The sequence below is a fragment of the Amycolatopsis sp. NPDC003861 genome (assembly GCF_053605405.1).
Genome location: NZ_JBSGJD010000219.1, coordinates 1 through 16,809, shown reverse-complemented (window position 1 = coordinate 16,809; position 16,809 = coordinate 1). Strand labels below are relative to the sequence as shown.

The window sequence follows — 16,809 nt, the reverse complement described above, 5'->3', positions numbered from 1 at the left end:
TATCTTCATCCCCCGGCCCCCTACCGGGCCCCCCCGCCGGGGCTGTGGTGGTTTGAGGGTGGGGGGCCGTCCGTTTTGGGGGGGCGGGTATGGCACCACCCCCCACGCTCGGCCGGGCGCACGAGGTGGCGCCGCGTGCCCGGCTGGTCCGGAATGCCCTACCGCGTCCGGGTTCCGGCCGCGTGGGCGGTCCACGGGGAACTGCCGCAGTGCGGCCGCCAGGTACCGACGTGCACCCACTGGCGGCCCCAGGTGTGGGACATGAGGACCGTCGGGCGCCGGCACCGGGGGCAGGTCTGCGGCGCCGAGTCGATGGACACCTCGTCCTCCTCCGAGCGGTTGCTGGTCGCGGGGAACAGGATCGTCCGAACGGGACTCGAGCGGACCGGGGAAATTACCCGGATGGCTACGCGGGTTGCCCGGGCCGGCCCGCCAGCCACGAAGCGACCTGGGTGCGCGAGGTGAGGCCGAGCTTCACCAGGATGTTCTCGACGTGCCCCTCGACGGTCCGTCCGCTGAGGACCAGCGCGGCCGCGATCTCCTTGTTGCTCATCCCGCGCGCCACCAGCTCGGCGATCTCCCGCTGCCGCCGGGTCAGCCCGCCGGGCTCGGCCGCCTTGCCCGCCACGCGCGGGGCCGGCCGCTCCCGCAGCGCGTACCGGACGACCTCGTCGAGGCCGGAGCCGGCGGCTTCGGCGAACGCCGCGTCGAAGACGTCGTCCCTGAGCGCCTTGCGGGCCGGCGCGGCGCACTGCTCGTCGACCCCCTGGTAGGGACTCATCTCGCCGACGCGGGCGCCGCTGAGCCGCCACACCGCGCCGGCGCCGCCGAGCAGCCGGGCCACCCGCTCGTGCTCGCCTTCGGCGCAGTGGCACCACGCGAGCGCCTCGACGAGGAACGCGAGCAACGTCCGGTCGGGCAGCCGGAGGGCGACGGCCTCGTGCAGCAATTCCGCGGCCTGCCGAGGTTCTTCCGCGCGCCAGCGGTGGATCGCGACGGCCCACAGCGCGCAGCCCCGGGACCAGCGTGCCTCGTGCCGGTCGGTGAGGGCGAGCGCCTCCTCCGCGGCGGCCGCGCCCCGCGGATCGCCGAGGAAGAAGCGCGCGGCGGCCAGCAGGATCAGCGTGTCGAACACCAGCAGCGCGTCCCCGGCGGTGCGGTACCCGGCCAGCGCCCGCTCCAGCAGTTCGGCCCCGCCGGTCAGGTCGCCGGTGAAAAACGTGGCCATGCCGGAACATTCCGTGTGGCCGGCGCGGAGCCGGTCGTCGTCGAGTTCCTCGGCGAGTTCGGCCAGCTCCGCCAGCAGTTCCGCGTGCGGCGCGCCGGTCTGGATGGCCAGGAACGCCATCGCGTACAGCCCCCGCGCCCGGACCAGGCTGCGCTCGCCGCACAGTGCGAGGCCGCGCCGCAGATAGCCGCAGCCTTCCGGGACGAGCCCGCCGCCGTACCAGAAGTTCCACAGCGAAGCCGCGATGTCCAGCGCCCGGCCCGGTTCGCCGGGGCCGGACAGGCAGTGTTCCAGCACGGCCCGGAGGTTGGCGTGCTCGCGGCGGAGCCGGCCGAGCCACTCCGACTGCCGCGGGCCGAACCCCTCGGCCCGGTAGCGCCGCGCGAGGTCCGCGTAGTACTCGTCCTGCCGGGCCCGGACGCCGGCCTCGTCGCCTTCCGCGGCCAGCCGGGCGCCGCCGTATTCGCGGACGGTCTCCAGCATCCGGTACCAGGCGTGCCGCCCGAAGGTGCCGTTCTGGCGGCTGAGGACCGATTTGTCCACCAGGCCGGTCACGACGTCCAGCGCGCTGCCGCCGTCGGCCTCCGCGGGAGCGCAGACGCGTTCGGCGGCGTCGAGGTCGAACCCGCCGGGGAACACCGACGCCTGCGTCCACAGCCGCTGTTCCGCGGGCGTGCACAGCTCGAAGCTCCAGCCGATCGCCGCTTCCAGGGTCCGGCGGCGGGGCTGCACGGCGGCCGGCCGCGCAGTGAGCAGGCCGAGCCGGTCGTCGAGCCGTTCGAGGACCTGGTCGACCGACAGCACGCGCACGCGGACGGCGGCCAGCTCGATGGCCAGCGGGATGCCCTCCAGCCGGCGGCAGATCCGGCGCACCGTCGCGCGGGTGGCCGGGGTGAGCTCGAAGCCGGGGGAGACGGCCGCCGCGCGGTCGGCGAACAGTGTCACCGCATCGATCGGGCCGCCGCCGGCGTCGTCGGCGACCGGCAGCGGCTCGACGTGCAGGAGGTGCTCGCCCTCGACGTGCAAGGTGTGCCGACTGGTGGCGAGGACGCGCAGGCCGCCGGAGCCGGCGAGCAGTTTCGCGACCAGCGTCGCGCATTCGTCGGCGACGTGCTCGCAGTTGTCCAGCACCAGCAGGAGCTGCTTGTCCTCGAGGAACTCGGCGAGCCCGGCGGCCTGGTCGCTGGTGCCGCGCAGGCCGAACGCCGTCGCCACGGTGTTCGGCACCAGGTGCGGGTCGCCGACGTCGGCCAGCTCGGCCAGCCACACGCCGTCGGGGAACGCCCGCCGCACGTCGGCGGCGACCCGCAGCGCCAGCCGCGTCTTGCCGACCCCGCCGGCTCCGGTCAGCGTGACGAGCCGGGCCGCGGCCAGCAGCCGTTTCGCGTCCCCGAGCTCGTGGCGCCGCCCGACGAAGCTGGTCAGCTCGGCCGGGAGGTTTCCGGCACTCCGGCGGGAACGCGCACCCATGCGCAGAGTCTAGGACGGCCCCGGCCCCCGGTCCCGGCATCGCCGTGTCGCCCCTCCGAGCACGCGCGATGCCCCATCCGACAAACTTCGTCGTAGATATTGTTAACAATCTCATCGACGATTAGGGTGCGGGTATCGAGACCCGAAGCGACGAGGACCCACCTTGATCATCGACTGCCACGGCCACTACACCACCGCCCCGCCCGCCCTCGCCGCGTGGCGGGACCGGCAGGTCGCCGCCCTGGACGGCGCCGTCACCGCCCCCACCGCGGCCGACCTGCGGATCAGCGACGACGAAATCCGCGAGAGCGTCGAGGGCAACCAGCTCCGGCTGATGGACGACCGCGGCATCGACCTGACGATCTTCTCGCCCCGCGCGTCCTTCATGGCCCACCACGTCGGCGGCTTCGAGACGTCGGCGGCGTGGGCGGCGATCTGCAACGAGCTCTGCCACCGCGTCAGCACGCTCTACCCGGAGCGGTTCGCCCCGGCCGCCATGCTCCCGCAGTCCCCGGGCGTCGACCCCGCCACCTGCCTCCCCGAGCTGACCCGCTGCGTCGAGGAGTACGGCGCCGTCGCGCTCAACCTCAACCCCGACCCGAGCGGCGGCCACTGGACGGCCCCGCCGCTCACCGACCGGTCGTGGTACCCGATCTACGAGAAGATGGCCGAATACGACATCCCGGCGATGGTGCACGTCAGCACCAGCGTCAACCCGGCGTTCCACACCACCGGCGCGCACTACCTGAACGCCGACACGACCGCGTTCATGCAGCTCGTGCAGGGCGATCTGTTCGCCGACTTCCCGACGCTGCGGCTGATCATCCCGCACGGCGGCGGCGCGGTGCCCTACCACTGGGGCCGGTTCCGCGGCCTGGCCATGGCGCTGGGCAAGCCCGAGCTGGAGGAGCACGTGCTGAACAACGTCTTCTTCGACACCTGCGTCTACCACCAGCCGGGTTCGGACCTGCTCTTCGACGTCGTCCCGGCGCGCAACATCCTCTTCGCGTCGGAGATGATCGGAGCCGTCCGCAGCGTCGATCCCCGGACCGGGTACCACTTCGACGACACCCGCCGGTACGCCGAGGCCGCGAACCTGTCCGAAGAGGACTGGGCGGCCATCCGGGAACACAACGCCCGGGCCGTCTACCCCCGCCTGGACGCGCTCCTGAAGGGACAGGGCCGGTGACCGCACCCAAGACACCGGGCTGGCTGGACTGGTGCCCCGCACCGTCCACACCGGACTTCCGGCTGCCGCCCGGCACGGTCGACGCCCACTGCCACGTCTTCGGCCCGCAAGCGCAGTTCCCGTTCGCGCCCGAACGCAAGTACACGCCCTGCGACGCAGGCAAGGACCAGCTCTTCGCCCTGCGCGACCACCTCGGCGTCTCCCGGACCGTGATCGTGCAGGCCACCTGCCACGGCGCGGACAACTCCGCGATGGTCGACGCCGTCCGCGCGTCCGGCGGGCGGGCGCGCGGGGTCGCCACCGTCCGGCCCGACGTCGGTGCGGCGGAACTGCGGCAGCTGCACGAGGCAGGTGTCCGGGGCGTGCGGTTCAACTTCGTCAAGCGCCTGGTCGACGCCTCTCCGCAGGAAGACCTCAGCGCGATCGCGAAGAAGATCGCGCCGCTCGGCTGGCACGTCGTGCTCTACTTCGAGGCCGCCGACCTGCCCGAACTGGAAACCTTCTTCGGGTCGCTGCCGACGCCGCTGGTGATCGACCACCTGGGCCGCCCGGACGTCACGAAACCGGTGGACGGCCCGGAATTCCGCCGGTTCCTCGACTTCGCCGGGACCCACGACGTCTGGGTGAAGGTGAGCTGTCCCGAGCGGCTCACCGTCACCGGGCCCCCGGCGCTGGACGGCGAACGCCACGCCTACACCGACGTCGTGCCGTTCGCCCGCCGCGCCGTCGCGGAGTTCCCGGACCGGGTGCTGTGGGGCACCGACTGGCCGCACCCGAACCTCAAGCACCACATGCCCGACGACGGCCTGCTCGTCGACCACGTCCGCCACCTCGCGGACACCCTCGAAGCGCAGCACAAGCTGCTCGTCGACAACCCGATGCGCCTCTACTGGCCCGGCGAAACCGCCTGAAACCCGCCTGAGACCCCTGAAGGGCATGCAATGCAGCACGCCAACGCGCTCAACCGGCTGAACCGCCTGCCGATCTCCCGGTTCCACAAGTTCACCCTGTTCGCCGTCTCGTTCGCCTACTTCTTCGAATTCGCCGACATCAACAGCTTCGCCACCACCGCGCCCAAGCTGATCAAGCTCTGGGGCGTGACGGTCGACCAGGTCGCGTACGTGACGTCGCTGTCGTTCGTCGGCATGTTCTTCGGCTCGGTCATCGCGAGCACGATCGCCGACCGCTGGGGGCGGAAGAACGCGCTCGTGCTGACGACCGTGTGGTTCGGCGTCTTCTCGTTCGCGGCGGTGTTCTCCTGGGACATCGTGTCCCTCGGCGTGTTCCGCGTGCTGACCTCGGCGGGCCTGTCGGCGATGACCGTGGTCGCGGTGATCTACGTCAACGAGCTGTACCCGGCGGCGAACCGCGGGAAGTACCAGGCGTACGCGATCGTGATCGGCATCTGCGGCACGCCGGTGACGAACCTGATCGCCAGCGTCGTCGTCCCGCTCGGCGACTGGGCGTGGCGGCTGGTCTACCTGTGGGGCGCGCTCGGCGTCCTGCTCGTGCTGTTCACCCGGCGCCTGAAGGAGTCGCCCCGGTGGTACGAGAGCCGCGGCGAACACACACGAGCGGACGCGGTCCTGCGCGAGATCGAAGCCCAGGTCGCGGCGGAGAAGGGCCCGCTGCCGGAGCCCGCGCCGCCGGCCGGGGAGGCGCCGGTGGCCAAGGCCCCGCTGCGGCTGCTGCTGCGCAAGAAGTACCTGCTGCCGACGTTGCTGCTCACGGTGCTGTGGGTGACGCAGACGATCGGGTTCTTCGGCTATTCGAGCTGGGCGCCGACGCTGCTGGCCAAGGAGGGCTTCAGCGTCGAGAAGTCGGTGTTCTACGTGGCCCTCACGACGGTCGGCGCGCCGCTGGGCTCGTACCTGGCCGCCCTGGTCACCGACCGCTTCGAGCGCAAGTGGTGCCTGGTCGCCTTCGGCACGGTGATCGCGCTCTGCGGGCTGTTGTACGGGCTGACGTTCAACCCGGTCCTGATCGTGGTGTTCGGCTTCCTGGTCAACATGTTCGAGCGCGGCTACACGGCGCTGGGCTACGCGTATTCGCCGGAGCTGTTCGACACACGCGGCCGGTCACTGGGCACCGGCGTGTCCTACGGTCTGGGCCGGCTGTCGAACGCGGCGGGCCCGCTGATCGTGGCCGGGCTGTACAACGGCAGCGGCTACCGGAGCGTGTTCTTCTTCATCGCGGGGACGTGGCTGGTCGGCGCGGTGGTGCTGGCGGTCTTCGGGCCACGGACCCGCCAGGCGCGGCTCGCCCGCGTCACCGAGCCGGCCGCCGTCTAGAACGCGTACCGGACACGCAGGTAGGGCGCGTGGACGGCGATCAGGTCGAGCAGTTCGTCCAGCAGGGCCCGCTTGTGGCCGGCGCGGTAGCGGACGTTCACCCCGCCGCCCTCGCTGCGCTTGGTCTCCTGCAGGTCGGGCCGCCAGAGGACCTGCTCGGCCTTGGGGTGCCAGCCGAGGTTGACCTCGTGCAGGGCGCGGTTGTGGGTCAGCATGATCACCTCGGCGGCCAGCTGGGCCTTGGTGACGTCGTTCGTCGCGTCGCCGAGGTCCTGCAGCAGGCGGGTCCAGTCGGCCAGCCAGCCGTCGTAGACGACGACCGGGCTGAGGTTGACGTGCACCTCGTACCCGGCGGCGACGAAGTCGTCCAGCGCGCGCAGGCGCTCGGCGATCGGGCTGGTCCGCAGGTCCAGCAGCTTGGCCGGCCGCTCGGGCATCAGCGAGAACCGGACCCGGGTGCGGCCGCGCGGGTCCAGGTCCAGCAGCCCGCGGTGGACGTACTTCGTGGCGAACGACGCCTTCGCGGCCGGCTGCCCGGCGAACAGGCCGATCAGGTCGGCGACGTTGTCGCTGACCAGGGCGTCGACCGAGCAGTCGGAGTTCTCGCCGATGTCGTAGACCCACGCGCTCGGGTCGCACTGGTTCGGCTCCGGCTTGGGGCCCTGCCGGGCGATGTGGCGGGTCAGGTACCCGGTGATCTGCTCGATGTTGGCGAAGACGGTGATCGGGTTGGAGTAGCCCTTGCGGCGGGGGACGTAGCAGTAGGCGCACGCCATCGCGCAGCCGTTGGAGGTCGAGGGCGCGATGAAGTCGGCGGACCGCCCGTTGGGCCGGGCCGTCAGCGACTTCTTGATCCCCAGGACCAGGGCTTCCCGCTTGATCCGCACCCAGCGGCGGACGTTGGTCTCGTCGCCGTGGAGTTCGGGGATGCGCCAGTGGCTGTCGACCTCGACGACGGTCGCTTCGGGGAAGCGGTCGAGCACCTGGCGCCCGCGGGGGAGCTCGGCCGCGGCGGGCTCGGCGTAGATGCGCGACGGCGCGAGGAGCTTCTCCCGCTCGAGGGCCGCGTCTGTCAAGGGAGGTTCACCTGCGCAGTCTCGGGGCTGCCCAGTCTACCCGTGCTCACCGGCACCGGGCGGCGCACCAGGGCGACCATCGCCGCGCCCAGCAGGCCGGCGATCGCGAACACGAGGAAGCCCAGTGTGGACAGTCCACTCGCGACCAGGACACCGCCGAGCCACGGGCCGAACACCGCGCCGAAGCGGCCGACCCCGGCGACCCAGCCCAGCGCCGTCGCGCGGCTGTCCGCGGGGTAGTGGGCCCCGACGGCGGCGTAGATCAGCGTCTGGGCGCTGAACAGCCACGCGCCGGTGAGGAAGACGACCACGTACGTCAGGGGGAAGCGGCATCCGGACGGCCAGGAGCCCGACGCCGGCCGCGGTGAGCGTGAACCGGATGACGGCGACCGGCCGGCCCGCGACGAGCATGCGCGCGATCCCGCCCAGGTCGATCACCAGCAGGAGCCCGGCGAAGGAGTCGATTTAGAACAGCAGGGTGGTCAGCCGGACCGCCGGGGTGAACAGGCCGCGCAGGCCACCGCGGCCGCGCGCGGGTTCCGGGGTGAAGGGCTCGAGCGGGACCGCGAACTTGCGCGCGATCGCTGTGACATACGGGGCTTCGCCCCGGCCGGGGGCTCCGCCACCCGGACCCCCGAAAAGCCGCCTGGGCGCGCTCCGTCCGGCCCTTGGAGAGCAGGAAGGTGAGCGATTCCGGCAGCAGGAAGACGACGGCCGGGAGGACCGGCACGAGCAGGAGTGCCCCGAGCCAGTACACCGACCGCCAGCCCAGCGACTGCACGAGCGTCATCCCGAGGGCGCCGGCCGGCGCGCCGCCGGCCTGGTGGGCCGTCATCACGGTGGTGACCGCGAGGTTCCGGCGCCACGCGGGCGCGTACTCCATGACCATGGCGATGGCCGAGGGCAGCAGCCCGCCGAGGCCGAGGCCGGCGGCGAACCGGGCCGCGCCGAACCACCCCGGCGTCGGGGCGGCACACGCACCGGCCGCCGGCGAGAAGAGGGCGACGCCGGTGAGCATGCCGGACGCGAGGGCACCGAGCAGCATGCCGAAACGTCGTCAGGCTGCCGATCTCGCCGCCGGTGACGGCGGTCAGGGCGAAGTCCCGGTCGCCCGGCAGGGTCGCGCCGTAGACGAACAGGTCGAGGCCGTCGAGCAGGACGAGCACCCAGCGCACCGCGGTGACACGGACGGCGAGGCGGTTTCCGGTGGGGAGATTATCGACAATCCTGTGAATCAGCTATGTGTGCCAGTTGCGCGTGGGCCGCGGCGGCGACGTCGGCCCGGACGCCCAGCTCGCCGAGCATCTCGGTCGCGGCCGCCATCTCGCCGGTGCGGCGGACCGCGTGCCGGTACGAGCCGTCGACCAGGCGGTCCACGGTGGACGCGTCCGCGGCGGTCAGCTCGCCGACGATGATCTTCCGCAGCCAGTCTTCGCAGCCGGCGGCGCGGGCGGCCTGCAGCGCCTCGACCACGGCGGCGGACATCCCCTTGAAGAAGACGCTCCGCAGCAGCTTGCGCTCGGCGGCGAGCCCGGCCTCGCCGGGCATGGTCTCCACCGCCGCGCCGAGCGGGTTGAGCGTCGCGGCGACGGTGCCGGCCGCGGGCCCGGTGGCCAGCATCGGCACCCGCAGGCCCCGGCCCGGGACGGGCGCCATGATCGCCACGTCGGCGAACGGGATCCGGTGCTCGGCGGCGCGGGCGGCGAGTTCGCGTTTGGTGCCGGGGGAAGCGGTGTTCAAGTCGGCCCAGACGCCCGGCAGTCCGGCGAGCCCGGCTTCGAACGCCCGGAGTGCCGCCGACGCGCTGTTGACGCTCAGGACGAGGTCGGCGCCCCGGGCCGCGTCGGCTTCCGAGCGCGTGCCGACGACCCCTCCGGCGGCCGGGACCGCCGGGTCGTAGCCCCGCACGGTGACCCCGGCGGCCACCAGATCACGGGCCAGGGCGCCGCCCGCTTCGCCCAGGCCGAGTACCGCGATGGTTCCGGTCATAGCAGAATCCTCCTCGCCAGCTACGATCGAGTACACGATGTGCTCGACAAAATTGTCAACAAACGGAGCCGAGGCTATGACGGAGAGTGCGCCGGACCGGCAGCCGGGGGAGCGGTCCGCGGTGGCGGCCATCCGCGACGCCATCGTCCGCGGCGAGTTCGTGCCCAACCAGCGGCTGGTGGAAGCCGATTTGTCGGCACAGTTCGGGGCGAGCCGGGCGACGGTGCGGGCGGCGCTGATCGAGCTGACCAACGAGGGGCTCGTCGAGCGCGTGCAGAACCGCGGTGCCCGGGTGCGGGCGGTGTCGCTGGAGGAGGCCGTCGAGATCTCCGAGGTGCGCATGATGCTGGAGTCGCTGTGCGCGGCGAAGGCGGCGGAGCGGATTTCCGACGCCGAGGTGGGCGAGCTGCGCGAACTCGGCGAGCGGATGCAGGCGGCCGTGGCGGGCGGGGACGTCGTCGGGTACTCGGGCCTCAACCAGCGGCTGCACCGCCGCATCCGCGAGATCAGCGGGCAGCAGACGGCGGCGCAGGTGCTCGAACGGCTGCGCGGGCAGAGCGTCCGCCACCAGTTCCGGCTGGCGATGCGCCCGGGCCGGCCGCAGGTGTCGCTCCCGGAGCACCTGGCGATCATCGACGCGATCTGCGCGCACCAGCCCGAGAAGGCGGCCGACGCCGCTCGGGTGCACCTGGGCAGCGTGATCGAGGCCCTGAAGGCGGCCGACGCCGAGGTGTCCCCGCTGCACCCCTGATTTCCGCCAAGATTGTTGACAATTTCGTCGACCAGACTCTACGGTGACGGTATGAAGCCCGTCATCGTCACCGATCCACCCCGCGCCGACCTCGACCAGGTCTCGCGGCTGGCGGACTACGGCGTCGCCACCGTGCACGAGGCTCTCGGCCGCTCCGGTCTCCTCGCGGCCGGTCTCCGGCCGATCCAGGACGGCGTCCGCGTCGGCGGCACCGCGGTCACGGCGCTGTGCTGGCCCGGGGACAACCTGATGATCCACGCCGCCGTCGAGCAGTGCCGCGAAGGCGATCTCCTCGTCGTCACCACCACTTCGCCCTGCCACGACGGCCTTTTCGGCGAGCTCTTCGCCACCGCGCTGCGCCGCCGCGGGGTGCGCGGGCTGGTCACCACCACCGGCGTCCGCGACGTCGCCGATCTGCGCGCCCTCGGCTTCCCCGCCTGGTCGGCGGCGATCAGCGCGCAGGGCACGGTGAAGGCGACCGCCGGTGCGGTCAACGTCCCCGTCGTCCTCGGCGGGCAGCTCGTCCGCCCGGGCGACGGCATCGTGGCCGACGACGACGGCGTCCTGTGCGTCCGCCGCGAGGACGTCCAAAGTGGACTCGAAAAGGCGAAGGCCCGGCTGGAGAAGGAAGCCGCCGCCCGGGAGGCCTTCGCCACCGGCCAGCTCGGCCTGGACCGCTACGGCCTGCGCGAAAAGCTCGAAGCCCTGGGCGTCCGGTACCTGACCGCCGAGGAGTACGAGAAGGAGCAGGCATGACCGGCGTGCGCTGCATGCTCATGCGCGGGGGCACGTCGAAGGGTGCCTACTTCCTCGCTCGGGACCTCCCGGCCGACCCCGCCGCCCGCGACGACCTCCTGCTGCGGATCATGGGCACCCCCGACCCGCGCCAGATCGACGGCCTCGGCGGCGCGCAGCCGGTCACCAGCAAGGTCGCGATCGTCTCGAAGGCGACCGACGCCGGCCACGACGTCGACTACCTGTTCCTGCAGCTCGGCGTGGAGGAGCCCACCGTCTCCGACCGCCAGACCTGCGGCAACCTGCTCTCCGGCGTCGGCCAGTTCGCCGTCGAACGGGGGCTCGTGCCCGCCGGGCCGGAGCGCACCGCGGTCCGGATCCGGATGGTCAACACCGGCTCGATCGCCGTCGCGAGCTTCGCCACCCCCGGCGGCGAAGTCGACTACCGCGGCGACACGGCCATCTCCGGCGTGCCCGGCACCGCCGCCCCGGTCGAGCTCGACTTCACCGACACGGAAGGGTCCGTGTGCGGCAGCCTGCTGCCGACCGGGAACGTCCGCGACGACATCGGCGGCATCGCCGTCACCTGCGTGGACAACGGGATGCCGGTCGTCGTCGCGCGCGCCGAAGACCTCGGCGACGGGCCGGGCCTGCCCGAGCGGATCGACGCGCTGCGCATCGAGGCCGGGAAGCTGATGGGCCTCGGCGACGTCCGCGGCTCGTCGGTCCCGAAGACCACGCTGGTCGCCGCGCCCCGCGACGGCGGCGCGATCGCCACCCGCACCTTCATCCCGGTCAAGCCGCACCCGTCGATCGGGGTGCTCGGCGGGGTCAGCGTCGTGACGGCGTTGCTGCTCGACGGCGCCGTCGGGGCCGAACTGCTGCGGAAACCACCGGCGGGCGAGCCGATCGAGATCGAGCACCCGAGCGGCAAGCTCGCGGTCGCGATCGAGTTCGAGGGGGCCCGCGTCCGCCGGTCGACGGTGCTGCGCACCGCGCGGAAGTTGTTCGACGGCACCGTTTTCCCCCGTTCCTGAGGAGCCGCCTTGCCTTCGCCGCGCCACGAGGTCGCGCACCTCGGTCACGTCGAGCTGTTCACCCCCGAGCCGGAGCGGAGCCTGGACTTCTTCGTCCGCGTCCTCGGCCTGACCGAGAACGGCACCGACGGCGACTCGGTGTACCTGCGCACCTGGGACGACTACGAGCACCACAGCCTGAAGCTCACCGCGGCGAAGACGTCCGCGTCGGGCGGACGGCGTTGCGCGCGTCCAGCGAAGAAGCCCTCGGCCGGCGGGTGGCGGCCCTGGAGGAGTGCGGGCTCGGCATCGGCTGGGTCGACGGCGACACCGGGATCGGCCCGACGTACCTGTTCCGCGACCCCGACGGCCACGAACTCGAGCTGTACTGGGAAACCGAGCGCTACCGCCCGCCGGACCACCTGCGGCCGGCGCTGAAGAACCAGGCCCAGGCGTATCCGGGGCGGGGCGTCGGCGTCCGCCGCCTCGACCACGTCAACTACCTGGCCCACGAGGCGGAGGCGAACGGCCGGTTCGTCGGCGACGTCCTCGGCGGCCGCGTCACCGAGCAGATCCGGCTCGACAGCGGCGTGATTTCCGGGCAGTGGACACATTTCGCGCAGAAGTCCTACGACCTGGTGTACACGAACGACCGGACGGGGTCGCACGGGCGCCTGCACCACATCGCGTTCGCGACGGACACGCGCGAGGACATCCTCCGGGCGGCCGACATCGCCCTCGAAAACGGCGTCCACATCGAGACCGGGCCGCACAAGCACGCGATCCAGCAGACGTTCTTCCTGTACGTGTACGAGCCGGGCGGCAACCGGATCGAGCTGTGCAACCCCACCGGACGGCTGATCTTCGCCCCGGATTGGGAACCGGTGACGTGGACCGAAGCCGAGCGGGCCAAGGGCCAGGCGTGGGGGCTGAAGACGATCGAGTCGTTCCACACGCACGGCACCCCGCCGGTGTGAGCTCCGCCCCGACCGCCCCGGCGGCGGCTGACATCCGGCCGCGGCACGACTACCGTGGGCGACGGGGAGTCATCGGCGCAAGGGGAGGCGCTGCGATGGGGGAGCATGCTTGGGCACCGTCGGGATGGCCGTTGTGGGCATTGCCCACGCGGGTGCGCGTGCTTGTTCTCGGAGTGGTTTTGGCCGTCTTCGGCCTGGTGGCGCTCGTGGCCCGGACACCCCCGGCGCCGGGGGATTGGACGGCGGCGGCCTGGCTCGCCGCGGCTGCGCTGCCGCACCTGCACGCGTCGCACCTGATCCAGCGCCGTCGCCGTGATCGGGCGGGCACGCCGTACGTCGACCTGTGCAGCGTCTGGATCTTCGCCGGGGTGATCGTCCTGCCCCTGGTGCTCGAACTGGGGCTGGTGGCGGTGCTCTACGCCCACCGCTGGGTGCTGGTCACCCGGTTCGACGCGGTCCGGCCGCCGCACCGCACCGTGTTCACCGCCGCCACGCTCGCGCTGGCCGCGGCCGCCGCGGCGACCGTGCTGCGCGCGAGCGGCGTCCAGCAGCACCTCGCCGACGGTGCCCGCCCCGGCTGGGCCGACCTGGTCGCCGTGGTCGCCGCGGCCGCGGCGCTGTGGGTGGTCAACACCGTGCTCGTCGGCACGGTCATCGCCTGGACGGTCCCCGCCGAGCACCCCCGCCGGCTGCTGGGCAGCGCCTCGGACAACCTGCTGGAGGCGGGCCAGCTGGCGCTTGGCGTCTTCGTCGCGCTCGCGCTGCTGTGGTGGCCGCCCGCCACGCTGCTGATGATCGTCCCGACGTTCGCGCTGCACCAATGCGTCCAGCTCGACCAGCTGAAGCTGGCCGCCCGCACCGACCAGCGCACCGGGCTGCTCAACGCGATCGCCTGGCACGAACAGGCCGCGCAGGCGCTCGAGCGCACCCGCGGCCGGATCGGCGTGCTGATGATCGACCTCGACTGGTTCAAGCGCATCAACGACACCCACGGCCACCCGGTCGGCGACGACGTCCTCGCCGAGGTGGCCACGGTGCTCACCGGGACCGTCCGGCGCGGGGACGCGGTCGGCCGGTACGGCGGCGAGGAGTTCGCCGTGCTGCTGCCCGACGTCGACGAAGCCGAGGTCCGGGCGATCGCCGAGCGGATCCGCGTCCGGATCCGGGCGCTGCGCATCACCACGCCGGCGGGGGAGCCGGTGACCCTGTCGGCGACGATCGGCGCCGCGCTGCAGCCTTCGATGCCCGCAGCCGGGCTGGACGAGCTGATCCGGGCGGCCGACAACGCGCTGTACGCGGGCAAGAAGGCCGGCCGGGACCGGGTGGCGATGGCCGGGCGCTGAAGCCGTCAGTTCTGGCCGGGGTCGGCCGGGCCGCGGTGGTGCTGGAGCGCGAGCCCCCGGTCGTGGTCGAAGGTCACCGGGATTTCGGTGCCGACCAGCGGACACCGCCGCAGCGCCTCGCGGGTCACCGCGTCGTAGACGTCGTCGGTCGCCGCGCCGGGCAGATAGATGCCGACCGCGGCGCGCAGTTCGTAGCCGCCGTCGTCGCGGTGGGCCAGCGTGGCTTCGGCCGTGACCACGCTTTCGGCCGGCTCGACGTCGAGCGACGTCGCCGCGATCGTCAGCGCCTGGTGCAGGCAGGTCGCCAGGGCGGCAGCGTAGAGCCGCTCCGGGTTGAGCGCGTCGGCCGTGCCGTCGCCGCTGGGTTCGCCGACGGGGTAGGCCAGGTCGCCGCGGCCGTCGATCCGGACGCTGCCGCGGCTCGACGTCGCCTCCGCCGAGAAGATGTCCCGTGCCATCGCGTCCTCCGGGGTCGTTTCCGCGCGGTTACCCGGCGGCGGCCGCCCCACACGCTCAGCTCGTCTCGCGCACTTCCAGGTGGTGCGGCGCGACGATGGACCGTGGCGGTTCCGGCGCCGCCGCCTGCCGCGCGAGGCGGTCGAGGGCGAGTTCGGCGATGCGGTCCTTGTCCGGCGACACGGTCGTCAGGGCGGGCACGCTGTAGCGGCCGTCTTCGATGTCGTCGAACCCCACCAGGGCCAGGGCATCCGGCACCGCGACCCGCCGGTCGGCGGCGGCCCGCAGCGCACCCAGGGCCAGTTCGTCGGTGAAGCAGAAGACGGCGTCGGGCGGCTGGGGCAGGTCGAGCAGCCGCAGCATGGCCTGGTGGCCGTCGGCGCGGTGCAGGCGCCGCACCGGCACCTCCAGCTCCGGCTCGGCCGGCAGCCCCGCCTCGGCCAGCGCCTGCCGGTAGCCGGCGAGCCGCTGCCGCGCGGTCGCGTTCAGCGAGCGCGGCTGGATGCCCAGGGCGGCGACGCGGCGACGGCCCGACGCCAGCAGGTGCCCGGTGGCCTCGCGCGCGGCGGCGACGTTGTCGATGGCGACGTGATCGACGCCCGCGGTGCCGTCGTGCTCGCCGAGCAGCACCAGCGGCACGGTGTCGGTGCGCGCGGCCAGCTCCGCGGGCGCCACCGCCCACGGGCTGAACAGGACGCCGTCCACCAGCTGGCTGCGCCGGCCGTGCAGCAGTTCCTTCTCGCGCTCGGCGTCACCGTCGGTCTGGTCGATGAGCACGGTCATGCCCCGGGCGCCGGCGATCCGGACGGTCCGCGCGGCGAGCTCGGCGAAGTACGGCGAGTCGATCTCCGGGATGACCAGCGCGACCAGGCCGGTCCGGCCGCGCCGCAGGGTGCGGGCGGCCAGGTTGGGCCGGTAGCCGAGAGCGTCGATGCTCGCCTGCACGCGTTCCCGGGTCGCCGGGGCGACGTACCGGAACCCGTTGACCACGTTGGACACCGTGCGCACCGAGACGCCGGCGTGCTCGGCCACGTCACGCAGTTTCGGGTTCACCGGCGCAGCGTACCTCTTGCAACGTGGCATGCCACGTTGCAAACTGAGCTGCCACGCCGTCGTGCCCCCGAGGAGGCCCCGGATGACCGCGCACCGAACCGCTCCCGCCCCGCTGCCCATGGCCGAACTCGCGGCGCTGACCGAACGTCTGGACACCGACGGCATCATCGGGCTGCCCCAGGCGTTCCCGCGCGACTGGGTGCGGCAGCTCGGCGCGGACATCGACACGGCGTTCGCCGAGGCCCGCGCCCGGCCGGACGGGGCCGTCGGTCGCGGCCCGAGCCGCTTCTACGTCGAGATCCACCCGGAGCAGCTGCGCGGGTTCACCGACCTCGTCACCCACCCGTGGATCACCGCCGTCGCGGAGGCGGTGCTCGGGCCGGAGTACCGGATCGTCGAGGTCGGCTTCGACGTCCCGCTCGCCGGCGCGGTCGACCAGCCGTGGCACCGGGACTTCCCGATGCCCGCCGAAACCGCGCGCGAGCGGCGGCTGACGTCGCTGGCGGTGAACGTGACCGCCGTGGACACCGAGCCGGACATGGGTCCGTTCGAGATCGCGCCCGGCACGCACTGGGACGACGGCGGCGCGTTCGAGCACGGCATGTTCCCGCCGCGCGAGGCCTACCCGCGTTACCAGGAGCTCGCGGCGCGCAAGTTCCCGCGGATGGGCGACATCTCGATCCGGTCGGCCCTGACGGTCCACCGCGGCACCGCGAACCACTCGGCGAAGGCGCGCCCGGTCCTGGTGCTGGGCCTCGACGCACCGGGGGCGGGCAACGACGAGCGGCACGACACGGCGGTGACGCGCGAGTTCTGGGCGTCCCTGCCGGAATCCGTGCGGGCGCACCTGCACTGCCCGGTCGTCGACGTCCTGACGCCGATCACCCAGAAGCACACGATCGAAGGTCTCGTGATGGGAGCTTGAGGTTTGGCGGTCCCGGACGCGGGCACCTTCAGGCCATGGCTGAAGCGGGAATCACCGAAATGACGGGCCGGGCCGGCGTCGTCGCGGCCCTGCGCCGCGTACTGCTCGCCTTCGGGGTCGGCGGTGCGCTGGCGTGCCTCGCGTGGATGGCGTTGTGGCTGGCCATGCACGTCTGACTGCCGGGCTCCGGCCACGCTGAGTGGCCGGTGCCCGGGGTTTTACAGGGAGGCGTCGCAGAAAGGGTCGTCGATGCGGCCCGCGGCGCCCGCGGTGGAGAAGGGAAGAGCGGTCGGGTAGGGGAACAGGGTTG

The 16,809-nt window shown here is 72.8% G+C and carries 17 protein-coding genes; 10 read left to right on the top strand and 7 right to left on the bottom strand.

Going from position 1 to position 16,809, the window contains the following annotated elements:
- Positions 1 to 406: 406 nt before the first annotated feature.
- A complete protein-coding gene (locus tag ACWEVN_RS37220; protein ID WP_452054409.1) occupies positions 407 to 2,698 on the bottom strand; it encodes an ATP-binding protein in 2,292 nt (763 codons plus the stop codon).
- A gap of 163 nt (positions 2,699 to 2,861) precedes the next feature.
- On the opposite strand from ACWEVN_RS37220, the gene ACWEVN_RS37215 reads away from it, so the two are divergent.
- From ACWEVN_RS37215 to ACWEVN_RS37205, 3 genes are read left to right on the top strand one after another with little or no spacing between them, the layout of a single operon-like run.
- Entirely contained in the window at positions 2,862 to 3,887 is a 1,026-nt protein-coding gene (locus ACWEVN_RS37215) for an amidohydrolase family protein (protein WP_452054408.1), read from the top strand.
- Positions 3,884 to 4,798 carry an amidohydrolase family protein gene (locus ACWEVN_RS37210; RefSeq protein ID WP_452054407.1) on the top strand — a complete coding sequence of 305 codons (915 nt, stop codon included), beginning with the start codon at positions 3,884 to 3,886 and terminating at the stop codon, positions 4,796 to 4,798. The genes ACWEVN_RS37215 and ACWEVN_RS37210 overlap by 4 nt, the downstream gene beginning before the upstream one ends.
- Before the next feature lie 30 nt (positions 4,799 to 4,828).
- Positions 4,829 to 6,178 carry an MFS transporter gene (locus ACWEVN_RS37205; protein WP_452054406.1) on the top strand — a complete coding sequence of 450 codons (1,350 nt, stop codon included), beginning with the start codon at positions 4,829 to 4,831 and terminating at the stop codon, positions 6,176 to 6,178.
- Here ACWEVN_RS37205 and ACWEVN_RS37200 read toward each other — a convergent pair.
- The 4 genes from ACWEVN_RS37200 to ACWEVN_RS37185 all read right to left on the bottom strand — a co-directional run bounded on the left by ACWEVN_RS37200 (position 6,175) and on the right by ACWEVN_RS37185 (position 9,243).
- Positions 6,175 to 7,254 carry a spore photoproduct lyase family protein gene (locus tag ACWEVN_RS37200; protein WP_452054405.1) on the bottom strand — a complete coding sequence of 360 codons (1,080 nt, stop codon included), beginning with the start codon at positions 7,252 to 7,254 and terminating at the stop codon, positions 6,175 to 6,177. The genes ACWEVN_RS37205 and ACWEVN_RS37200 overlap by 4 nt on opposite strands.
- Positions 7,251 to 7,574 (bottom strand): MFS transporter, encoded by a 324-nt coding sequence (locus ACWEVN_RS37195; protein ID WP_452054411.1) that lies wholly within the window; start codon positions 7,572 to 7,574, stop codon positions 7,251 to 7,253. The genes ACWEVN_RS37200 and ACWEVN_RS37195 overlap by 4 nt, the downstream gene beginning before the upstream one ends.
- Entirely contained in the window at positions 7,571 to 8,272 is a 702-nt protein-coding gene (locus ACWEVN_RS37190; protein WP_452054410.1) for an MFS transporter, read from the bottom strand. The genes ACWEVN_RS37195 and ACWEVN_RS37190 overlap by 4 nt, the downstream gene beginning before the upstream one ends.
- 197 nt (positions 8,273 to 8,469) lie before the next feature.
- Positions 8,470 to 9,243 carry a DUF1932 domain-containing protein gene (locus tag ACWEVN_RS37185; protein ID WP_452054404.1) on the bottom strand — a complete coding sequence of 258 codons (774 nt, stop codon included), beginning with the start codon at positions 9,241 to 9,243 and terminating at the stop codon, positions 8,470 to 8,472.
- 76 nt (positions 9,244 to 9,319) lie between these two features.
- Here ACWEVN_RS37185 and ACWEVN_RS37180 point away from each other — a divergent pair, with 76 nt between their 5' ends.
- From ACWEVN_RS37180 to ACWEVN_RS37160, 5 genes are all read left to right on the top strand, one after another.
- Complete coding sequence (locus ACWEVN_RS37180) at positions 9,320 to 9,994, top strand: GntR family transcriptional regulator (RefSeq protein ID WP_452054403.1); 675 nt, start codon at positions 9,320 to 9,322, stop codon at positions 9,992 to 9,994.
- 51 nt (positions 9,995 to 10,045) lie between these two features.
- Complete coding sequence (locus tag ACWEVN_RS37175) at positions 10,046 to 10,750, top strand: 4-carboxy-4-hydroxy-2-oxoadipate aldolase/oxaloacetate decarboxylase (protein WP_452054402.1); 705 nt, start codon at positions 10,046 to 10,048, stop codon at positions 10,748 to 10,750.
- Positions 10,747 to 11,766 (top strand): 4-oxalomesaconate tautomerase, encoded by a 1,020-nt coding sequence (locus ACWEVN_RS37170; protein WP_452054401.1) that lies wholly within the window; start codon positions 10,747 to 10,749, stop codon positions 11,764 to 11,766. The genes ACWEVN_RS37175 and ACWEVN_RS37170 overlap by 4 nt, the downstream gene beginning before the upstream one ends.
- A 221-nt stretch (positions 11,767 to 11,987) precedes the next feature.
- A complete protein-coding gene (locus ACWEVN_RS37165; RefSeq protein WP_452054400.1) occupies positions 11,988 to 12,722 on the top strand; it encodes a VOC family protein in 735 nt (244 codons plus the stop codon).
- 158 nt (positions 12,723 to 12,880) lie between these two features.
- On the top strand, positions 12,881 to 14,065 hold the full coding sequence (locus ACWEVN_RS37160) for a diguanylate cyclase domain-containing protein (RefSeq protein WP_452054399.1): 1,185 nt from the start codon (positions 12,881 to 12,883) through the stop codon (positions 14,063 to 14,065).
- A 5-nt stretch (positions 14,066 to 14,070) separates the two neighbouring features.
- Here ACWEVN_RS37160 and ACWEVN_RS37155 read toward each other — a convergent pair whose 3' ends face one another.
- Positions 14,071 to 14,523, bottom strand: coding sequence for an OsmC family protein (locus ACWEVN_RS37155; protein WP_452054398.1), 453 nt, complete (start codon positions 14,521 to 14,523; stop codon positions 14,071 to 14,073).
- 55 nt (positions 14,524 to 14,578) lie between these two features.
- Entirely contained in the window at positions 14,579 to 15,574 is a 996-nt protein-coding gene (locus ACWEVN_RS37150; protein ID WP_452054397.1) for a LacI family DNA-binding transcriptional regulator, read from the bottom strand.
- An 82-nt stretch (positions 15,575 to 15,656) separates the two neighbouring features.
- Here ACWEVN_RS37150 and ACWEVN_RS37145 point away from each other — a divergent pair, with 82 nt between their 5' ends.
- Positions 15,657 to 16,499 carry a phytanoyl-CoA dioxygenase family protein gene (locus tag ACWEVN_RS37145; protein ID WP_452054396.1) on the top strand — a complete coding sequence of 281 codons (843 nt, stop codon included), beginning with the start codon at positions 15,657 to 15,659 and terminating at the stop codon, positions 16,497 to 16,499.
- A 35-nt stretch (positions 16,500 to 16,534) separates the two neighbouring features.
- Positions 16,535 to 16,675, top strand: coding sequence for a hypothetical protein (locus ACWEVN_RS37140; RefSeq protein ID WP_191306731.1), 141 nt, complete (start codon positions 16,535 to 16,537; stop codon positions 16,673 to 16,675).
- Positions 16,676 to 16,809: the final 134 nt, after the last annotated feature.